General features: G+C 62.4%; 18 protein-coding genes. 12 read left to right on the top strand and 6 right to left on the bottom strand.

From position 1 onward, the window contains the following. Positions 1-263 precede the first annotated feature (263 nt). From KF794_05155 to KF794_05175, 5 genes are all read left to right on the top strand, one after another. Positions 264-1,385 carry a 2-dehydropantoate 2-reductase gene (locus KF794_05155; protein QYK46598.1) on the top strand — a complete coding sequence of 374 codons (1,122 nt, stop codon included), beginning with the start codon at positions 264-266 and terminating at the stop codon, positions 1,383-1,385. Positions 1,386-1,485: 100 nt separating this feature from the next. Then, a complete protein-coding gene (locus KF794_05160) occupies positions 1,486-2,358 on the top strand; it encodes an SDR family oxidoreductase (GenBank protein ID QYK46082.1) in 873 nt (290 codons plus the stop codon). Positions 2,359-2,567: 209 nt separating this feature from the next. Then, positions 2,568-3,425 (top strand): RMD1 family protein, encoded by an 858-nt coding sequence (locus tag KF794_05165; GenBank protein ID QYK46083.1) that lies wholly within the window; start codon positions 2,568-2,570, stop codon positions 3,423-3,425. Between the two features lie 253 nt (positions 3,426-3,678). Beyond that, entirely contained in the window at positions 3,679-3,981 is a 303-nt protein-coding gene (locus tag KF794_05170) for a hypothetical protein (protein ID QYK46084.1), read from the top strand. A 35-nt stretch (positions 3,982-4,016) separates the two neighbouring features. Next, on the top strand, positions 4,017-4,904 hold the full coding sequence (locus tag KF794_05175) for a hypothetical protein (protein QYK46085.1): 888 nt from the start codon (positions 4,017-4,019) through the stop codon (positions 4,902-4,904). Positions 4,905-4,917: 13 nt separating this feature from the next. Here the strand turns inward: KF794_05175 and KF794_05180 are convergent, their stop codons facing one another. Continuing rightward, a complete protein-coding gene (locus KF794_05180; protein QYK46086.1) occupies positions 4,918-5,238 on the bottom strand; it encodes a hypothetical protein in 321 nt (106 codons plus the stop codon). A gap of 118 nt (positions 5,239-5,356) precedes the next feature. Between KF794_05180 and KF794_05185 the strand changes: the two genes are divergently transcribed. From KF794_05185 to KF794_05205, 5 genes are all read left to right on the top strand, one after another. Further along, the gene (locus tag KF794_05185) at positions 5,357-6,034 is read left to right on the top strand and encodes a TetR/AcrR family transcriptional regulator (protein QYK46087.1); all 678 of its coding nucleotides are present in this window, start codon (positions 5,357-5,359) and stop codon (positions 6,032-6,034) included. Further along, a complete protein-coding gene (locus tag KF794_05190) occupies positions 6,031-6,459 on the top strand; it encodes a DUF1330 domain-containing protein (protein ID QYK46088.1) in 429 nt (142 codons plus the stop codon). The genes KF794_05185 and KF794_05190 overlap by 4 nt, the downstream gene beginning before the upstream one ends. 171 nt (positions 6,460-6,630) lie before the next feature. Then, on the top strand, positions 6,631-8,328 hold the full coding sequence (locus tag KF794_05195; GenBank protein ID QYK46089.1) for a long-chain-fatty-acid--CoA ligase: 1,698 nt from the start codon (positions 6,631-6,633) through the stop codon (positions 8,326-8,328). Positions 8,329-8,455: 127 nt separating this feature from the next. Continuing rightward, positions 8,456-9,202: a sulfite exporter TauE/SafE family protein gene (locus tag KF794_05200; GenBank protein ID QYK46599.1), complete on the top strand. Its 747-nt coding sequence runs from the start codon at positions 8,456-8,458 to the stop codon at positions 9,200-9,202. A gap of 168 nt (positions 9,203-9,370) precedes the next feature. Beyond that, positions 9,371-9,592 carry a hypothetical protein gene (locus KF794_05205; GenBank protein QYK46090.1) on the top strand — a complete coding sequence of 74 codons (222 nt, stop codon included), beginning with the start codon at positions 9,371-9,373 and terminating at the stop codon, positions 9,590-9,592. Between the two features lie 19 nt (positions 9,593-9,611). Here KF794_05205 and KF794_05210 read toward each other — a convergent pair whose 3' ends face one another. From KF794_05210 to KF794_05220, 3 genes are all read right to left on the bottom strand, one after another. Next, positions 9,612-9,803, bottom strand: coding sequence for a hypothetical protein (locus KF794_05210; GenBank protein ID QYK46091.1), 192 nt, complete (start codon positions 9,801-9,803; stop codon positions 9,612-9,614). 299 nt (positions 9,804-10,102) lie between these two features. Then, on the bottom strand, positions 10,103-11,431 hold the full coding sequence (locus KF794_05215) for a M23 family metallopeptidase (protein QYK46092.1): 1,329 nt from the start codon (positions 11,429-11,431) through the stop codon (positions 10,103-10,105). A 95-nt stretch (positions 11,432-11,526) separates the two neighbouring features. Then, a complete protein-coding gene (locus KF794_05220; GenBank protein QYK46093.1) occupies positions 11,527-11,997 on the bottom strand; it encodes a peroxiredoxin in 471 nt (156 codons plus the stop codon). Between the two features lie 170 nt (positions 11,998-12,167). Here KF794_05220 and KF794_05225 point away from each other — a divergent pair, with 170 nt between their 5' ends. Continuing rightward, positions 12,168-15,662, top strand: coding sequence for a hypothetical protein (locus KF794_05225; GenBank protein QYK46094.1), 3,495 nt, complete (start codon positions 12,168-12,170; stop codon positions 15,660-15,662). 21 nt (positions 15,663-15,683) lie between these two features. On the opposite strand, the gene KF794_05230 is transcribed toward KF794_05225, so the two are convergent. After that, the gene (locus tag KF794_05230; protein ID QYK46095.1) at positions 15,684-16,937 is read right to left on the bottom strand and encodes a tyrosine--tRNA ligase; all 1,254 of its coding nucleotides are present in this window, start codon (positions 16,935-16,937) and stop codon (positions 15,684-15,686) included. Between the two features lie 71 nt (positions 16,938-17,008). Here KF794_05230 and KF794_05235 point away from each other — a divergent pair, with 71 nt between their 5' ends. Continuing rightward, positions 17,009-18,085, top strand: a complete 1,077-nt coding sequence (locus KF794_05235; protein ID QYK46600.1) for an anhydro-N-acetylmuramic acid kinase — start codon at positions 17,009-17,011, stop codon at positions 18,083-18,085. Here KF794_05235 and KF794_05240 read toward each other — a convergent pair whose 3' ends face one another. Then, complete coding sequence (locus KF794_05240; protein ID QYK46096.1) at positions 18,086-18,748, bottom strand: alpha/beta hydrolase; 663 nt, start codon at positions 18,746-18,748, stop codon at positions 18,086-18,088. Positions 18,749-18,762 lie beyond the last annotated feature (14 nt).

The raw sequence follows: 18,762 nt of genomic DNA on the forward strand, positions 1-18,762 counted from the left end.
TGATGAAGAAGTTTCCCACCTTCGATCAGTGGACGCGCGTGAAAAGCTTCGACACGTTCGGCGTGTTCGGCCCGGTCATCACGACCGGCGTCGATCCGATGAAGCTGCGCATCAGGACCGTGCTGAACGGCAAGGAGCGCCAGAACTATCCCGTCAGCGACATGTTCTTCCCGCCGCACAAGCTGGTCGCGGCAATCTCGAAGGACATGACGCTGATGCCGGGCGACATCATCGCCTGCGGCACTTCCCTTGGCGCGGGCGTGATGGATCAGGCCAGCAACAAGATCGAGATCGTGATCGAAGGTGTTGGCACGCTGGTCAACCAGTTCGATCAGGTCTTGCCGTCGCCGTTCCTGCTCGGCGAAGCGCCGAAAGCCCGCCGCATCTGCGTGGTCGGCGCGGGCGCGATCGGCGGCCTGCTGGCCGCGAAGTTCGCGCTGGCGGGGGAGGACGTCACGGTCATCGATCAGGGCGCGCATCTCGCCGCGATCCAGAAGAACGGCCTAAAGCTGGAATGGCATGACGGCAAGGTACAGACCGCAAGAATGAAGGCGGTGAACAAGGCCGCGGATGCGGGTAAACAGGATCTCGTCGTGCTCGCGGTGAAGGCGCATTATCTCGAGCAGGTCGTGCGCGATATCGATACGCTGCTCGACAAGGATACCGTCGTACTCACCGTGCAGAACGGTTTGCCGTGGTGGTATTTCCAGAAGCTCGGCGGCGAGTACGACAATCAGCGTCTGCAATCGCTCGATCCTACAGGTATACTGACCAAGAAAATCGATGCCGAACGCCTGATCGGCTGCGTAGTCTATCCGGCTGCAGCGGTTACCGCGCCGGGGGTGATCCACCACGTCGAGGGCGACCGCTTTCCTATCGGCGAACTCGACGGCAAGACACGTGAGCGCACGAAGTCGTTGCACGATCTGTTCGTCAAGGCGGGCCTGAAGTCGCGCGTGCTGAAGGATATCCGCTCCGAAATCTGGCTGAAGGCGTGGGGCAATCTCTCCTTCAATCCGATCTCTGCGTTGACCCACGCAACGCTGGTAGATATCTGCCAGTTCGCGGAAACCCGCGCGTTGGCGGCGAGCATGATGAAGGAAGCGCAGGACATCGCGGAGAAGCTCGGCGTCACCTTCCGCGTCACCATCGACAAGCGCATCGCTGGCGCGGAGTCTGTCGGCGCGCACAAGACCTCGATGTTGCAGGACGTGGAGGCGGGCCGTTCGCTGGAGACCGAAGCGCTGATCGGCTCGATCCTCGAAATGGCGAAGATCACCGGCACTTCGGCGCCGTCGATCGAATCCGTCTACGCGCTGGTGAAGCTCCTGAACAAGGTCATGTTGACCGAAGGCGCGGGCGTGGTGACGAAGAAGGTCGCCTGACGCCAAGTTTCTGATTCCGCTACGTCGCCGCCCGCGCTGTTGACCACGCAGCGCGGGCATCGGATTTTGCGCGGCAGAACAGAACGAGGGGAGGCTTTGCATGTTTCAACCGGGTTTGATGAACGGCCAGAAGATTCTCGTGACCGGCGGCGGCACGGGCCTTGGCCGCGCCATGAGCGAGAAATTTCTCTCGCTTGGCGCGGAAATCGCGATCTGCGGACGGCGCAAGCAGGTCTGCGAGGACACCGCTGCCGAACTAATGAAGGCACATGGCGGAAAAGTCTCCGCTTATGGCGTCGATATTCGCGACGCGGCGGCGGTCGATGCGATGGTGCAGGGAATCTTCGACGCGGGTCCGTTGACCGGCCTCGTCAACAACGCCGCGGGCAATTTCATCTCGCGCACGGAGGATCTTTCGCCGCGCGGCTTCGATGCGGTCGCGAACATCGTGATGCATGGCACGTTTTACGTGACGCACGCCGTCGGCAAGCGCTGGATCGCGGGTGGGCACAAAGGCAACGTGGTTTCGATCAGCGTGACGTGGGTGCGCAACGGCGGCCCGTTCGTGGTGCCGTCCACCATGAGCAAGGCGGCGGTCGCCGCGATGACCACGTCGCTGGCAAGCGAGTGGGGGCGTTACGGCATTCGCCTGAACGCGATTGCGCCCGGCGAAATCCCGACCGAGGGCATGAGCAAGCGCCTCAATCCCGGCGAGAAGCCCGGCGCACGTACCGCCGCGCGCAATCCGATGGGCCGCCCCGGCACGATGGAGGAGTTGCAGAACCTCGCGACCTTCCTGATGTCGCCGGGCTGCGACTGGCTGTCCGGTGAAATGATCGCGATGGACGGCGCGCAGGCGCTTGCCACCGGCGGTAATTTCTACGAGTTGCGCGAATGGGGCGACGCCGAGTGGAAGGCCGCGCGCGACGCGATCGTGGCGCAGAACGAGAAGGACAAGGCGAAGCGCGGCTGAAGCGCATATAGGTTCGGTTTCCTGCAACGGCGCCGCAATCACGGCGCCGTTTCTCTTTCAAATTATCATTACAAATCAATCGCTTGTAATATTCATCGGTTCGACAAAGTCGTCCGCTATAATCACGTCATCCCGGATTCCTGACGAAACGAGCGCGCGGAAAACTTTTCGCGCCCGCTCGCCGCGAGTCTTTTGACGAGTACGAAATCATGTTGGACACCTTGAACGATCCCATTCTCATCGAGCGTCACGCGGCAGACGTGCCGCAGTTTCCGTCATTCCCACAGCGCGTCACCGTGCGCGCCATTCTGGTCGGCGACCGCATTGAAACCGCGGGGCTGGAGCGCTCGGATACGCTCTCGACCACGCCACTTGCATTCCGTGCGGGCGCAAACGGCATCGCCGTGCTGTTCCGCTACGGCGTGGTGGTGATGATCGGCCTTTCTGCGCTGGAGGAGGACGACGTGCTGCGCAACTTGCGCGGCCGCATCGTCGGCGCATTCGACGTCAGGGAGGAAGAATCCGCCATCGTCGAAGTCAGCGCCGAGCGGGAAGATCAGGTTCCGCCCGGTGGGCCGATTTATGTGAAGCAGATCACGCTGGAGCGTCTTTTACTGGTCGCTTACGCGCTCGCGGATTCGGTCGTGCTCGCGCACGACGAACGCGATGTCGCCGCGGTGCTGGAAAAGACCGAGCCGTTCGCGCGCGTGCTGGCGGAGAAGGGCCGCACGCCCGGCGGACGCCGCGCAATCCTGAAGCACATCGGCAGTGCGCTGCTGGTGCAGCATCGCGTGTCGGGCCGCGTCGCGGTCGCGGAAGACCCGGATGTGCTGTGGGACAAGCCGAACCTGAGCCGCCTCTATGCGCGGCTGAAAGAGGAATATGAACTGGCGGAGCGGGTGGACGGCCTGAACCGCAAACTGAAAGTGGTCGCTGAGACCGCGCAGGCCTTGACCGACATGATCGACACCCAGCGCTCGCTACGCCTCGAACTGATGATCGTGCTGCTGATCATGTTCGAGATCGGCATTACGTTTTACCAGATGTGGCGCGGCGCGCCTCATTGAACTTGATAAACGGCGGACGGGCGCGCGGCCGGAAATAAGCATGAACAGACGCACGGCTAGCCAGTCGTGCGTCTGTTGCGTATCATCCCTCCTCGTTGTTGGGCGTTGATGATGAAAATATGAATTGCAGCTTTTGCGCCGTTCGCTTCCGTGGTTTTCGTTGTTTCAGGCCGGTGCATTAGCCTCATGAAATTCCGCGCGTCCATCTCCGGCGTTGCAATGCGCCGCATGGAATCTCGACAGGAGAGTCTCTATGAAGCGCCTCGTTGTTGTTCTTGCCTTGTTGTTTGCATCCGATCCTGCCTTCGCGCAGCGCCAATGCCGCGACGGCGAGAAGGTCACGGTTACCGTAAAAATGAACTCCGCCGTCCAGTACCGGGATGACCTCTGGCGGTATGTCGCGCTCGGCGGATCGCCGTGCACGGTCGGCGAGATTACCGGGAAGGGTAAAACCCCGGAGAGCTGCGTGAAGGGCGCGACGATGGAAGCGAAGGGAACAATCCGGCCGCATCCGACCTTCATTATTCTCGATGCCGACGAGGTACGGTGCTTCTGAGCGCAGGGTCGCTTGCATCGGTCTTTCTAGGAAACATGCACCGGCAAGCCGCGCTGGCGATTGCAGCCGCCGTTCTCCTTTGCGGGCCGGTTGCCCGTGCGGAAGAACCGCTCGGCATGAAGCCGCTTTATACGGCGCGCGCGCTCACCGGCATCCCGAATGCGAGCGCACTAACGCGCCGTCTCTGGCTGCCCGGCCTGAACGAAGGCTATGTGCCGCAGGGCATCGTCTTTCTCGACGGCAAGCTGTTCGTCTCCGCCTATCGCAGCACCGACGGCAAACAGAACCGCGGACCATGCCGGCTCTACGCGATGAATGCGGAAACTGGAGCGGTTCTCGGTCATCTCGATCTGCCGCAAGGCTGCGGTCATGCCGGTGGTCTCGCGCCGGGCAGGAGCGGGCGGCTACTTCTCACCGATGCCCATGTGCTGTTCGAAATCGAACTGAATGAGAAAACGGGGAGCGGCGTCGGCCGCGTGGTGCACACGATTGCGCTGGCCGGCGGCGTGAAAGGTTCGTTCGCTGCATCCGCTCCTGATGGTTTCTGGATCGGCGCCTACGAGCGAAACGAAGCGGGAAGAATCTACCGCTTTCCCTGGTCAGCCTTGCAGAAGCGCAGGCTGGTGCGAGCCGACGCGATTGAGGTGGTTGTCGCGCCGGTTTTCTCGCAAGGCGCGGCGGTGGATTCCGAGGGCGCGCTCTGGGTGATGCGCAGCGGATCGAAGTCCGGCGAACTCGTGAAGCTGGACCGCAAGAACGGATCGGTGCTCGCGCGTTATGCCATGCCGGCGGGTGCCGAAGGCATCAGCTTCGAACCGGAGGGGATGCTGTGGACACTGTCGGAAGCGGGTTCGCAGCGCTGGAGCAAGTGGAAGGGTTTTTACCCGCTGGCTTTTCGTTTCGATCCGGCGCGGTTGAAATAGGCGCGGCGAAGCGTCAACGCGCCTTCACCACGTAGAGTTTGCGACGGACATTGCTGGCGTACTTGGTCTTACGCCCCTCGATCCAAGCGCGCACGCTTGCAACCCATTTCCGTCCGTTCGCGATATGGGTCGCGTTGAGGCAACCGCTCTCGGCCCGCATGATGCAATCATCGAGCATCAAGTGGCCGATCCCGGCCTGTTCGCGCGCACCGCCGGCGATCTGGTGGATAATCGCGGGGGGGAGTGCCTCCCTGTAAAGCGCGAGAATTTCAGCGTTGAGACGTTCCAGGTCTTCGGCAAAATCGGCGAGGGGGTCGCTGGACGCTTCCGCCACGGCCTGATTGGTCTCTCTTTTCGAAGACTGTAGGATTTGCAATGCCGATCCTCCCGCCACGGGGAAGATTTTCTAACGATCGATCGGTAAGAGTCAAATGGCCCCGGAGTTCCCATAGATGCCAGCCGCCACCAAGCCCAGAAACGCGCTGACCCCGCTGCATGACAGTAAGGAGTCGAAGGCCGAAGCGAGCCGCGAGAAGATCATGAACGCGGCGCAGAAGCTGTTTGCGCGGCGCGGGTTCGAGGGCATTTCGATCCGCGATATCGCGCAGGCTGTCGGCATGACCACGGCCTCGCTCTACTATCACTTTCCCAGCAAAGACGAGATTTTCGTCGCCGTACACGGGCGCAGCCTGGAAACGGTACAGCGCGAGGTGATGGCGGCGATCGCCGACCTGAAAGACCCGTGGGAACGGCTCGAAGCGGCGGCTGCAGCGCATTCGCGCAACTTCGCGTCGCCGGAGCACGCCGGTGCTGCGATTGCCGCGCAATATTACGAAGGAAGTCTCGCGTCCTTCCGCAAGATCATGGTGCCGCAACGCGATGCCTACGAGCGGTTGATCGCCGTGCTCGTCGCCGATTTGCAATTGCCTAGCGGAATCGATGCGAAGCTCTTTCGTCTGCAACTGCTCGGCGCGCTGAATTGGCTGCCGGTATGGCACCGGCAGGGACGCGGCCTCCCGGTCGAGGAAGTGGCGCGGCAATTCGTGCGCAACTTCCGCGCGGGCTTCGACCCGAATTACAAGGTGAAACGAACGGCGGCGCGTTCCGCGAAGAAGAAAGCCAAGCGATGACCAGTCACATCGACCCGACCAAGGAAATCTTCGCAGCCTTTCGCGACAACAATCGCGAAGGGCCGATCCACATGCTGAACCTCGTGCGGCTGCGCGAGCGTGCGAAGTATGCGGATGGCCGCACGGCGACGGGTGCGGAAGCCTATGCCGCCTACGGGCGGGAAAGTGCGCCTGTGTTCACGCGCCTCGGCGGGAAAATTCACTGGCAGGGCGCATTCGAACTCATGCTGATCGGCCCGCAGAGCGAACGTTGGGACCGCGTGTTCATCGCGGAATATCCTTCCGTCGCCGGCTTCGTCGAAATGATCCGCGATCCGGTGTATCGCGAGGCGGTAAAGCATCGGCAGGCGGCGGTGGAGGACAGCCGCCTGATCCGCTGCAAGCCGCTGCCGCCCGGACGCGGTTTCGGCGAGCCTGCGGGCTAGGCTGCCGTCTGTATCATCTGCCAAATCCTTGATGCCGCTACGGTATTCGCGAACGTAGATGTGCGCTTGCGCGTAAAGCTGCCGTAACGGACTCTTCTATTTAATGCCCGGCTTTGCTATGTCCTTGGGCAAGCAACAAAAATCAAAAGTTCAGGTGGGAGGAGACGACCCGTGAATAAGATTTGGCTCAAGAAGTATCCGAAAGGCGTCGGCGAAGAGGTCAATCCCGACAGCTACACGTCGCTGGTGCAGGTTCTCGAAGAGAGCTTCGCGAAATACCGCGACCGCAAAGCTTTCATCTCGATGGACAAGTCGATCACCTACGGCGACCTCGATGCGCACTCCAACGCGCTCGGCGCCTATCTGCAATCGCTCGGCCTGAAGAAGGGCGACCGCGTCGCCATCATGATGCCGAACGTGATGCAGTACCCGATTGCGATTTCCGGCGTGCTGCGCGCGGGCCTGACCGTGGTCAACGTCAATCCGCTCTATACGCCGCGCGAGCTCGAGCACCAGCTGAAAGACTCCGGTGCGAGCGCGATCATCATTCTCGAAAACTTCGCGAGCACCTTGCAGAAGGTGCTGCCGAACGTATCGGGCCTGAAGCATGTCATCCTCGCCAACCTCGGCGACATGCTCGGCTTCAAGGGCGCCATCGTGAACTTCGTGGTTCGCAAGGTGAAGAAGATGGTGCCGGCATACAGCATTCCGAATGCCGTGCAGTTCCTCGCAGCAATATCGGAAGGCAAGAAGAAGACGCTTTCCAAGCCGCAGCTCGGTCCGCAGGACATCGCGTTCCTGCAATATACCGGCGGCACCACCGGCGTCTCCAAGGGCGCGATCCTGACGCATCGTAACGTCATCGCGAACGTGTTGCAGAACGACGCGTGGTTGCAGCCGGTGCTGGAGAAGGAGCCGAAGGTCGAGCAGCTGCTCATTCTCACGGCGCTGCCGCTCTATCACATCTTCGCGCTGACCGCGTGCTTCTTCCTCGGCACGCGCGCCGGCGCGTGTTGCCTGCTGATCGCCAACCCGCGCGATTTGCCGGCGCTCATCAAGGAATTGCAGAAGTACAAGGTGACCACGTTCCCCGCGGTGAACACGCTCTATAACGCGCTGCTCAACCATCCCGACTTCGACAAGATCGACTGGTCGATGCTGAAAGTCGCGAACGGCGGCGGCATGGCGGTGCAGAAGGCGGTCGCCGACAAGTGGCTCGCGAAAACCGGCGTGCCCATCCTGGAAGGCTACGGCCTTTCGGAAACCGCGCCGGTGCTCACCTGCAATCCGGGCGACAACACCGCATTCAACGGCTCGATTGGTTTGCCCGTGCCTTCGACGATCATCTCGATCCGCGACGACGAGGGCAAAGAACTCGCCATCGGCGAAGTCGGCGAGATCACCGCGAAGGGTCCACAGGTGATGCCGGGCTACTGGCAGCGTCCGGAAGAAACCGCGAAGGTGATGACGAAAGACGGCTTCTTCCGCACCGGCGACATCGGCCGCATGGATGAAGACGGCTACGTCTATATCGTCGACCGCAAGAAGGACATGGTGAACGTCTCCGGCTTCAACGTGTATCCGAACGAGGTCGAGGGCGTGATGGCGATGCATCCGGGCGTACTGGAATGCGCCGTGATCGGCGTGCCGGACGCGAATTCGGGCGAAGCGGTGAAGCTGTTCGTGGTGAAGAAAGACCCGAACGTCACCGAGCAGGAACTGATGAAGTTCGCGGCCGAAAATCTCACCGGTTACAAGAAGCCGAAATACATCGAATTCCGCGCGGACCTGCCGAAGACCAACGTCGGCAAGATTCTGCGACGCGAATTGCGCGACCTCGATACGTCGACTTCCAACAAGGCCGCGTAATCCGCATTACAGATTGCGAACAACGGAAGGCCGCCGGAGAGCAGTTTCCGGCGGCTTTCTTTTGGTCTTGATATAAGCCGCGGTTTCGGGCGGTGAGCGAAGCGAGGGCGTTTCGTTGCAGAGCGGAATCGGAGAGGCTCTTCTTGCGGCGGCGTTCGCCTGCGTCGCTTTTCTTTATTCGATTGCCGGCCAGGCTGGCGGCACCGGCTATATCGCTGTGATGGGCCTTGCAGGCTTTTCGGCGGTAACGATCAAACCGGTCGCGCTAATCCTGAACATTCTGGTCGCGGCCATCGGCTGCGTGAATTTCTACCGCGCGGGTCTTCTTACCTGGCGGAGCTGTTATCCCTTCGCAATTCTCGGTATTCCGTTTTCCATTCTCGGCGGCACGATCAATCTTCCGGAGGCCGTCTACCAGCCCGTCGTTGGTTTGCTGCTTTTGCTTGCAGCCCTGCAGATGGCGCGCTCAGCACGCACAGCGGAGCAGGACGATCGTCGCGCACCCGTGCATCCGCCTTTTCTGGCGGGGCTGCTCGCCGGTGGAGCGCTTGGTTTTATTTCGGGTGTAACGGGAGTAGGCGGCGGAATATTTCTCGCGCCGCTCGTATTGACCATGGTTTGGGCCGCGTCACGGCAAACTGCGGCGATTGCGGCAACCTTCAATCTTTTTAATTCTGCGTCGGCCTTGACCGGCGTGTGGGCGACCATGGTGTCCTTGCCTCCGTCGTTACCGCTTTGGCTCGCAGCAGTCGGCCTTGGTGGCATAGCGGGATCCTGGCTGAGCATCCGCTTCATCAAACCAGCCGTGTTGCGTATCCTGCTGGGTGTGCTCCTCGCTACGGCGGGAATACGGATGATCGCGAAATTTTTCTGAAAACCGCTGGAAAATTCCAGTGGCGCTTTTTCATTGTTACAAACTGTTGCTCACCCGACTCGTTATCGCCGCAAACTTGCCCCGCAATGGTGCGGAAGCCGTCGCACTGCCTTCACCCGCCGCCGCTACGAAGCCCGCGCAAATCGAAGTGAAATAGCGGAGGGAATCATGGGAAACGTAATGATCGAATGTCCGGAAACGGGCCGCGCGATTCCGACCGGCATCCGGGCGGAGCGCAAGACATTCGAACGCTCGACGGTGTTCTTCTCTCGGAGCTATTGCCCGCATTGCGACCGCGACCACGAATGGTTCGCCGGTGATGCCTGGGTCGAGGAAGACGACGCGCGGCGCGTGCCGCGTTACGCAGCGACCGCGGTGGCGGCGGAATAGCCGCCCCGCTAGCTTTGGCTCAGTTTTTGGACTTGTCGTCCTCGTCCTCGTTCACCCACCAGTGGCGGTAGGGCGGGTCTTCGGGCCGGACACCGGGGATAGAGTTCAGATCGGAAGCATCCTCGAAGGGACGGCGCAGCGGCTGGCCCGTCTCGCCCGAAGGTTCCGGACGGCCCTTCGGCTCGCTGTCGGCTTGCGCCTGAAATTGCATAAGCCTTTGATTTTGCAAGTCTTCTTGGTCCATTGCAGTCACGGCACGTTGCGCTTTGAGGGTCTCTAGCCCTGCGGGGCCTGATGGTAGTTCCGGCTCATTAACCCGTGCATCGGGCATGGGTTCCCCGTGGCTATTAATAGTGTTTCCCCTCGTCATGGCGGTACTCACAAACACGATACGTATAGCCAATGCGCATATGCCGAACGCGTTCCGCCGGCGACGAAGAACGCTCTAGAATCGCGCCGATTTGGCTAAAATTTTATAAAGATGCGGCGGCCGCGCCGCCGGAATGGCAGTTATCGGCTGCCGTTGAGGCGCATTCCCGCGCGGAGGTAGCGCTGCGGATTGACCGGCTCGCCGTTGATCCGGACCTCGAAATGAAGGTGCGGGGCCGTGGAGCGACCGGTGGAGCCGATCCGGCCCAGCGGAGTTCCCGCGGCGATGATCGCGCCTTCCTTCACCAGAATTGCGGAAAGGTGCGCGTATCGCGTGACGTAGCCGTTGCCATGGTCGATCTCAACGAGATTGCCGTAGCCGGTATGGCGCCCGGCATAGGTGACGACGCCGGACGCGGCGGCCAGCACCGGCTCGCCGGTATCGCCGCGAAGATCGACGCCGGTATGCATCGCGAGCTTGCGGAAGAATGGATCGGAACGCGGTCCGAAACTGCTGGTGACTTCGAGATCGCCGAGAATGGGTAGCGAGACCGGAAGTTTCAGGAGTTCCGTTTGTAACAGCTTGTAGTTCGTCGCCGCGGTGCGGATGCGGAACAGTTGCCGCGCAAACGGATCGCTATAAGCGCCGGTGAGCGGCACGAACGGCCCGCCCATTGCGGCGTTGCTCTTGTCGCGGGCTTTTGGCGTAGCGCTCGCAACCGGAACCTCTGCGCGCAAATCCGCGAACACACGCCGCGCACGGGCGAGGCGATCGTCGAGTTCCGTTTCGATAGCGTTCAGTGCCGTAGCCTGCTCGTCGCCCATGCGCGTCAGCGTGCGCAAAACGGGGAGCAGTTCGGGCGGGGTATTCTCGTCCATCGCCGGGACCGCGAAGGGCGGCGGCGTGAGGCGCGAACGCAGCGCGTTATCACCCGGCGTCATCGGATCGATGCGAATGACATCGGAGATCGGCCGGGGTTTTGCGTCCAGATTGCGCGGCTCCGCGGGCGGCGGAGCGGGCTGATTGCGCTGCGGCTGCACGGCAGGGACCGAGCCGGTGATGTCGTTCAAGCTCGGCAGGAATTGCGCGAGCCCGGCCAACGCATTCTGGCGCGCCTGCAAGGTTTGCTGGAGCCGCGTCACGTCCGCGAGCTGGCGCTCGACGCGCTCCTGTTCGACGAACTTCATCGAGCGCAGCCGCGCGACTTCGGCATCCAGCGCCGCGATCTGTGCGTCGTAGGCGCGCGCAGTCGAGACCTGATGGGACGCGAGCGCCTGCAAGGCTTCGTCGCGAAACAGGATGTAGCCGCAGAGGATGCCGGAGAAGGCCGCGAACGCGACCGCGATTGCACAAACGGTCCCGAACAGGCCGCGGGAAACGCCGTTGCGAAGGGTCACCGGCTCCGGAAAGCGGCGGCCGAATTCGCGCGATTGGTCGTATCTCGATGGCTGCGTGGAGTAGTACGCCATACCCGGCCTCTGGCCGGGTCGAACGCCGGCACACGAGGCAAGATAAGCCCGGGCATGGTTAACGGACGGTCAATCGCCCCCCGTTATGGCTGGGATCAGATCGACTTCGCCGCAGCCAGGACTTCCTCGGCATGGCCCTCGACTTTCACCTTGCGCCAGACCCGCGCGATGTTGCCGTCCGTGCCGATCAGGAAAGTCGCGCGCTCGATGCCCATGAAGGTTTTCCCGTACATGGATTTCTCGCCCCAGACGCCATAGGCGACCGCTGCCTTGTGCTCTGTGTCGGCACCGAGCGGCACGGTCAGGTTGTGCTTTGTCTTGAACTTCTCCTGCACGGCGGCTGCATCTGCCGAGATTCCGAGCACAACGGTTTTTGCCTCCTCGAAGGCGGGCTTCAGGCGGCTGAAATCCATGGATTCCCGGGTACAACCGGGGGTGTCCGCCCTCGGATAGAAGAAGACCACTACCTTCCGGCCGTGCAGACCGGCCAGCGATATGGTGCCGCCGCCGTCGGTAGGCAGGGTGAAGTCCGGGGCGGGCATTCCTTCTGTGGGAGGGACCGTCATGCGCCTTCCTTTCGGCGGGTTTAGAGGCTTGATTTTACTGGATTCTACAGCGATCCCGTGGGGCGGGGTGGCAAAAAACGAAAATCGGGAAACCGTCCCCGCCTTCGATCCGGCGGGCAGGCGGAGGGGACGCTTGTTGAGGCAGACGTACGCATGAACGAGGCGCGCGCATGAGACGGCGCGAGCGCGGCTGGCACGATCATTCGTGGCCGGAGGAAAGGAATTTCCTCGCGCGCGCGATTGCTCCCGCGAACCGGATGTTCCGCGGCCGGCTCGGCCGCGTGGTGCGCTGGCTGGCGGTCGGCGTTGCTGCGGTAGTGCTCTGCGTCGTCGGTCTCTACATCGCGCTGCTGAGTGGTCTGGTTTCTGCCGATATCGCGACGCCATGGATCGCGAGCGCGCTCGAGGAAAAACTGCCGCCCGGTTATCGCGTCGAGATCGGCAAGACCAAGCTCGACTACGACTCCACCGGCGCACCGGTGCTGGCGGTCGAAGCCATCGTCATCAAGAACGAAAAGGGCGAGGAAGTTGTCCGCGCGCCGATGGCGGAAGTCGGTCTTGAACCGGGCAGCCTCATCCGCGGCAACTATCGCGCGCGGCGCATTACGCTGATCGGCGCGAAGCTGACCGTGCGTCTCGATGAAAACGGCAACATCCGGATGATCGCGCCGCAGACCGCGCAACTGGCGGCGCCGGTAACGCCGCGTTCGCAACAGCGGCAACAGGCAGTTCCGGCGCAAAAGAACGAACCCTTCCGCTTTCAACGGTTAGCTGCATGGCTCGACAGTTTCGAGAAGACAGGTCTTGACGGGATCGCGCTCTCCGAAGTCGCGCTGGAGCGCGGCACGCTGGTTGTGGTGAGCGAAACGCCGGGCCGAAGCTGGCAGTTCAACAATATCCGTACCGCGCTTCGCCGCCCCGGCGACGGCGGCCTGACGTTCACGCTTTCCTCCGGCGATGGCGCGCAGCCGTGGGAATTGACGGCAACGATCGGCGCTGCAGTGAATGGCGAGCGCGTTGTGGACGTGAACGCCGACCGCGTGGTGCCGAACGATCTTCTCTACGCTGCCGGTTACGGCGACAGCGATATTTTTGCGAGCACGCCTGTCACCGGATTATTCCGCGCGCGCATTGCGACCGACGGCCGGCTGGTTTCCGGTTCGATGGTGGTTGTTGCATCCAAGGGTCAGATCGGCACCGCCGCCGACGAGCGGGGCCGTTTCGATCTCGACGAAGTGCGCTTCCAGGTCCGCTTTGCGCCTGACCGCGGCGCGTTCGTCGTCGATCCGATCCAGATCGTCGGGGGCCAGAACCGCATCCTGCTCGGTATTCTGGTGAATGCTCCGGCAGACGGCGGCACGAACTGGACCGTGACGGTGCCGCAGGGACTGGTGCAACTCACCACCGGCCGCGTCCGCGAAGCGCCGCTGACCCTCGACCGCATCATGTTGCGCGGCGGCTTCGATACCGAAACCAAGGTGCTGAGCATCAACGAGGGGCTGTTGCAGAGTACGACCGCGACGGTCGCGCTTACCGGCGGCATCGACTTCGCTCCCGACGATCCGATCCTGAAACTCGGTATCGTGGGCAATCGCATGCCGCTTTCGGCGCTGAAGCGGCTGTGGCCCGCGCCGGTCGCGCCCGGTACACGCAACTGGGTGCTCGACAATATCGAGAGCGGGACCATCGAGCGGCTCGCGCTCGCGCTGAACATCCCGCTTGAAACCCTCGGCCAGCATGATGTCCCGCTGAACGACGATGCGGTCAATCTGGAGATTGATGTCACCGGCGCGAAGTTCACGCCGGTGCAGGGATTGCCGCCGATTGTTGACGCGAAAGGATCGGTGCTGCTGACCGGACGCACCGCGCGCATCCGTGTCAATCAGGGCACGGTGGAATTGAGCAAGAAGCGCAAGCTCACGATTCCGGACGGCTTGCTCGAATTCAAGGATCACACGCCGAAGAATCCGGTCGGCACGATTACCATGCGCCTTGACGGCGGTGCGGATGCGATCGCCGAACTGCTGGCGAAGGATATTCTGAAAGGCGAGGCCGGAGTTGCGCTCGACCCGGATACGACGCGCGGCACTGTGTCGGCGAACCTGCGCTTCCAGCTTCCGTTCAAGCGCGACGTGACCATGCGCGAGATCGCCTATGCGGCGGAAGCGAACGTCACTAATTTCGCGGCTGAAAATCTCATTCGCGGCCAGAAGATGGAAGCCGCGAACGCACGAGTGACGATCAACGCCGCGCAAATTGTCATCAAGGGCGAGGGCAGGATCGCCGGCGCGCCCTCGAGCTTCGAATACGTCAAGCCGAAAGACGGCAAGGACCCGGAGTTCAAGGTCGCAGCCACGCTGGACGATGCCGCGCGCACCCGCTTCGGTATCGAGCTGGGACAATGGCTGTTCGGCCCCGTTACGCTGCGCGTACACGGCATTTCCGGCGAGCGCGAAACCAAAATGACAGTCGATGCCGACATGACGGCGGCGCAGGTCGTCGAACTGGTGCCCGGCTGGAACAAGCCAGCGGGCCAACCCGCGCGCGCGCAATACCGCCTCACCGAGCGCGACGGCGCGCTGAAATTCGAGGACATCGTCATCACCTCGCAGGCCGGCGTTAACCTGCGCGGCACGCTCGATCTCGACGCCGACGGCAATATGTCGGGCGCGAACTTCACCACGTTCCAGCTTTCCGGTAGCGACCGCGCGACGATGCGCGCCGAACGTACCGCGGATGGCGCGCTGAAAGTGGTCGTGCGTGGCACTTCGCTCGACGCGCGTGGATTGCTGAAGTCGCTTTCGGAGGCGACCGGCGGTCAGCACGATAATAAAAAGAACCGGAAGCCGCGCGACCTCGACATCGATCTGCGGCTGGCCTCAGCATCGGGCAATAACGGCGAAACCATTCGCAATCTGGTGTTGAGCGTTGTGCGCCGGAACGGCGAAATCCGCAGCTTCGCGCTGCTCGGCAAGATCGGCCGGGACTCTTCCATCGTCGGTGAATTGCGCGCGCGCGAGGGCGGGCGCCCCGTAATTTATATTACGGCAGGTGATGCCGGTGCGCTGTTCCGCTTCGGCGACTACTACGGAAAAATCCGCGGTGGCGAAATCTGGATCGTGCTCGATACGCCCACGCAGGACGGCGCGCCGCAGGATGGCATCGTCAGCGTGCGCAATTTCCAGATTGTCGGCGAACCGAACCTCGACCGTCTGATTTCATCCACGCCGCAAGACCTCGGCGACCGCGGTCCGCAAGGGCAGCGCAACCAGCCCACGGGCGGCGCGGTGCAGTTCATTCGTATGCGCGTCGACTTTACGCGCACGCCCGGCCGTTTTGCGATCCGCGAAGGATTGATCTTCGGTCCCGCCATCGGCGCGACGGTGGACGGCGTGCTCGATTACGCGAATAACGCCGTGCAGTTGCGCGGCACGTATGTTCCTGCTTACGGCCTCAACAATTTCTTCGGGCAATTGCCGGTGGTCGGTCTGTTCCTCGGTGGCCCGAAAGAAGGGCTGCTCGCGCTGACCTTCGAGATCGCAGGGCCTGCGAGCCGCCCGATCCTGCGCGTCAATCCGATGTCGATGGCCGCGCCCGGATTCTTCCGCAAGATATTTGAATTCCGCGGCATGCAGGACGCGCCGCCGACCACGCCGCTGCAGTAGCGGTGGACGCGCGCCGCGCGGCTAAACCGCGCGCAGGAGAACGTGCTTCTTCTTGCCGAGCGAGAGTTTGATCACGCCGTCGCTGGTGAGATCGCGCGCAGTCAGCATCATCTTTTCGTCGGTAACGGTGGCGTCGTTGACCTTGATGCCGCCCGCCTTGATCTGGCGGCGAGCTTCACTCGTCGAGGAAACGAAACCGGCCTGCACGGCTGCGTTCAGGATTCCGATGCCGGCTTCCAGCTCGCTCTTCTTCGCGTCGAAGCTCGGGAGATTCGCGGCCAGTGCGCCTTCCTCGAAGGTCGTGCGCGCGGTCGCCTCCGCTTTTTGGGCTGCCTCGCGGCCATGCACCATCGCGGTCGCTTCGGTCGCGAGAATCTTCTTCGCTTCGTTGATTTCCGCGCCCTGCAACGCCGCAAGCCTGCCGATTTCTTCCAGCGGCATTTCGGTGAACAGCTTGAGGAAGCGCGCAACATCGCCGTCTTCGGTGTTGCGCCAGAACTGCCAATATTCGTAGGGGCTGACGAGGTTAGGGTCGAGCCACACTGCGCCCGCGGCGGTCTTGCCCATCTTCGCGCCCGATGCGGTGGTGATCAGCGGCGAGGTTAGGGCAAAGAGCTGCGCGCCGGCGATGCGGCGGCCGAGGTCGATGCCGTTGATGATGTTGCCCCACTGATCCGAGCCGCCCATTTGCAGGCGGCAGCCGTAGCGCTTGTTCAGCTCCAGGAAGTCGTAGGCCTGCAGGATCATGTAGTTGAATTCGAGGAACGACAGTTCGTGCTGGCGCTCGAGACGCAGCTTCACCGAGTCGAAGGTGAGCATGCGGTTGATCGAGAAGTGGCGGCCGACGTCGCGCAGGAAGTCAATGTAGTTCAGCTTGTTCAGCCAGTCGGCGTTATTCGCCATGATGGCGCTGTTGCCGCCGTCTCCGAATTGCAGGAAGCGCGTGAAAATCTGGCGGATGCCTTTGAGGTTTTCCTCGATCTGCGGTTCGGTCAGCAGGCGGCGCGACTCGTCCTTGCCGGAAGGATCGCCGACGCGGGTGGTGCCGCCGCCCATCAGCGCAATCGGCCGGTGTCCGGTCTTCTGCATCCAGCGCAGCATCATGGTCGGCAGCAGGTGGCCGACATGGAGCGACGCCGCCGTGCAGTCATAGCCAATATAGGCCGTGACCTGCTCTTTGCCGGCGAGCTGGTCGAGCACCTCCGGCTCCGAGACCTGATGGATGAAGCCGCGGGATTCGAGGACGTGCAGGAAGTCGGATTTATAGGTTGCCATGGCCGGGTGGTGTATCAGGTCCCAAGGCGGATTCAACCGGAGCGATTCTCTTGGCGCTGGCTATCGGTACGATGAGCGGCACCTCGATGGACGGGGTGGATGTCGCGCTGATCGAAAGCGACGGAGAAGTTGTATCCCGCTTCGGCGCCTACCTGTCGCGCGAATACAGTCCAACCGAGCGCCATATTTTGCGCGGCGCGGTGAATGCCGCGCAGGACATGACGGATCGCACCGCGCGTCCCGGTCCCATCGCGGAAGGCGAAAAGCTCGTCACCAGCATGCACCTGAAGGCGATCGATGCGTTGATCCAGCAGGAAGGCGTTCGTCACGCGAGCATCGATGTCGTGGGCTTTCACGGGCAGACCATCCTGCACCGGCCCGAACGCAGGCTGACCGTGCAGATCGGCGATGGTGCATTGCTCGCGAAGCGGCTTGGAATCCCGGTGGTGTACGATTTCCGCGCGGCCGATGTCGCGGCCGGCGGGCAAGGCGCGCCGTTCGTGCCGATCTTTCACCGCGCGCTTCTTCGCGCATTCGACGACGGGCCGATTGTCGTCGTGAACATCGGTGGTGTCGCCAACGTCACCTGGCTCGATGGCGCAGCCGATCCGGTTGCCTTCGATACCGGTCCCGGCAATGCGCCAATGGACGAACTGATGATGACGCGAAGCGGCAAGCCGATGGATACCGGCGGGCTGGTTGCGGCGTCCGGCAAGGCGGATGGCAAGCTGGCGGCGCAGGCGCTTGCGCATGAATTTTTTGGAAAGGCTCCGCCGAAGTCTCTCGACCGCGCTGACTTCGCGCGTTTCGATTTCGCGGGCCTCTCGCTGCCCGATGCGCTCGCGACCGCCGCCGAGATCATTGCCTCGTCGATTGCGTTGTCGCGCGCGCATTTCCCGAAAGCGCCGCGGCGTTGGATCGTGGCTGGCGGCGGCGCGCGTAATCCGACGCTGCTCAAGCTGCTGCGTGAAAAACTTTCGCCCGCGAAAGTGCAGACCGCCGAGGAAATCGGCTGGCAGTCGGCAGCCGTCGAGGCGCAGGCTTTCGCCTTCCTCGCAGTACGCTCGATGAGAGGATTGCCGTTGTCGTTTCCCTCGACGACAGGCGTGCCCGCGCCAATGACCGGCGGGGTGCTAGTGAAACCGTAGTTACGCCGCCGTGCTCGCGCGTTCGTTCGGCAGGCGCTTGTCGAGATAGGTGTTCACAGTCTCCATCAGCGCATCGACCTTGCCGTCGAAGAAGTGGTTCGCGCCCTTCAGGATTTGCTGCTCGATGACGATGCCTTTTTGCGTCTTCAGCTTCTCGACCAGTGTGCCGACCGAAGCGACCGGCACCACCGCGTCTTTGTCGCCGTGCACGAACAGGCCCGACGAAGGGCAGGGCGCGAGGAACGAGAAGTCGTAGAGGCTGGCCGGCGCGGCAATCGAAAGGAAACCTTCGACCTCCGGACGGCGCATCAGCAACTGCATGCCGATCCACGCGCCGAACGAGAAGCCCGCGATCCAGCATGCGCGCGCTTCCGGGTTTGCGCTCTGCACCCAGTCGAGCGCGGCAGCGGCGTCGGAAAGCTCACCCTGGCCGTGGTCGAACGAACCCTGGCTGCGGCCCACGCCGCGGAAGTTGAAGCGCAGCACCGAGAAGCCGCGGTTCGCGAAGGCGTAATAGAGGTGATAGACGACCGGATTGTTCATCGTGCCCCCGAACTGCGGGTGGGGATGCAGGATGATCGCGATGGGGCTGGTGCGGGTCCGGCCGGGATGGAACCGGCCTTCGAGGCGGCCTTCTTCGCCGGTGAAAATCACTTCAGGCATCGGGGTGTTTTCCG

This window comes from Xanthobacteraceae bacterium (assembly GCA_019454205.1).
In the GTDB taxonomy this organism is placed as follows: Bacteria; Pseudomonadota; Alphaproteobacteria; order Rhizobiales; family Xanthobacteraceae.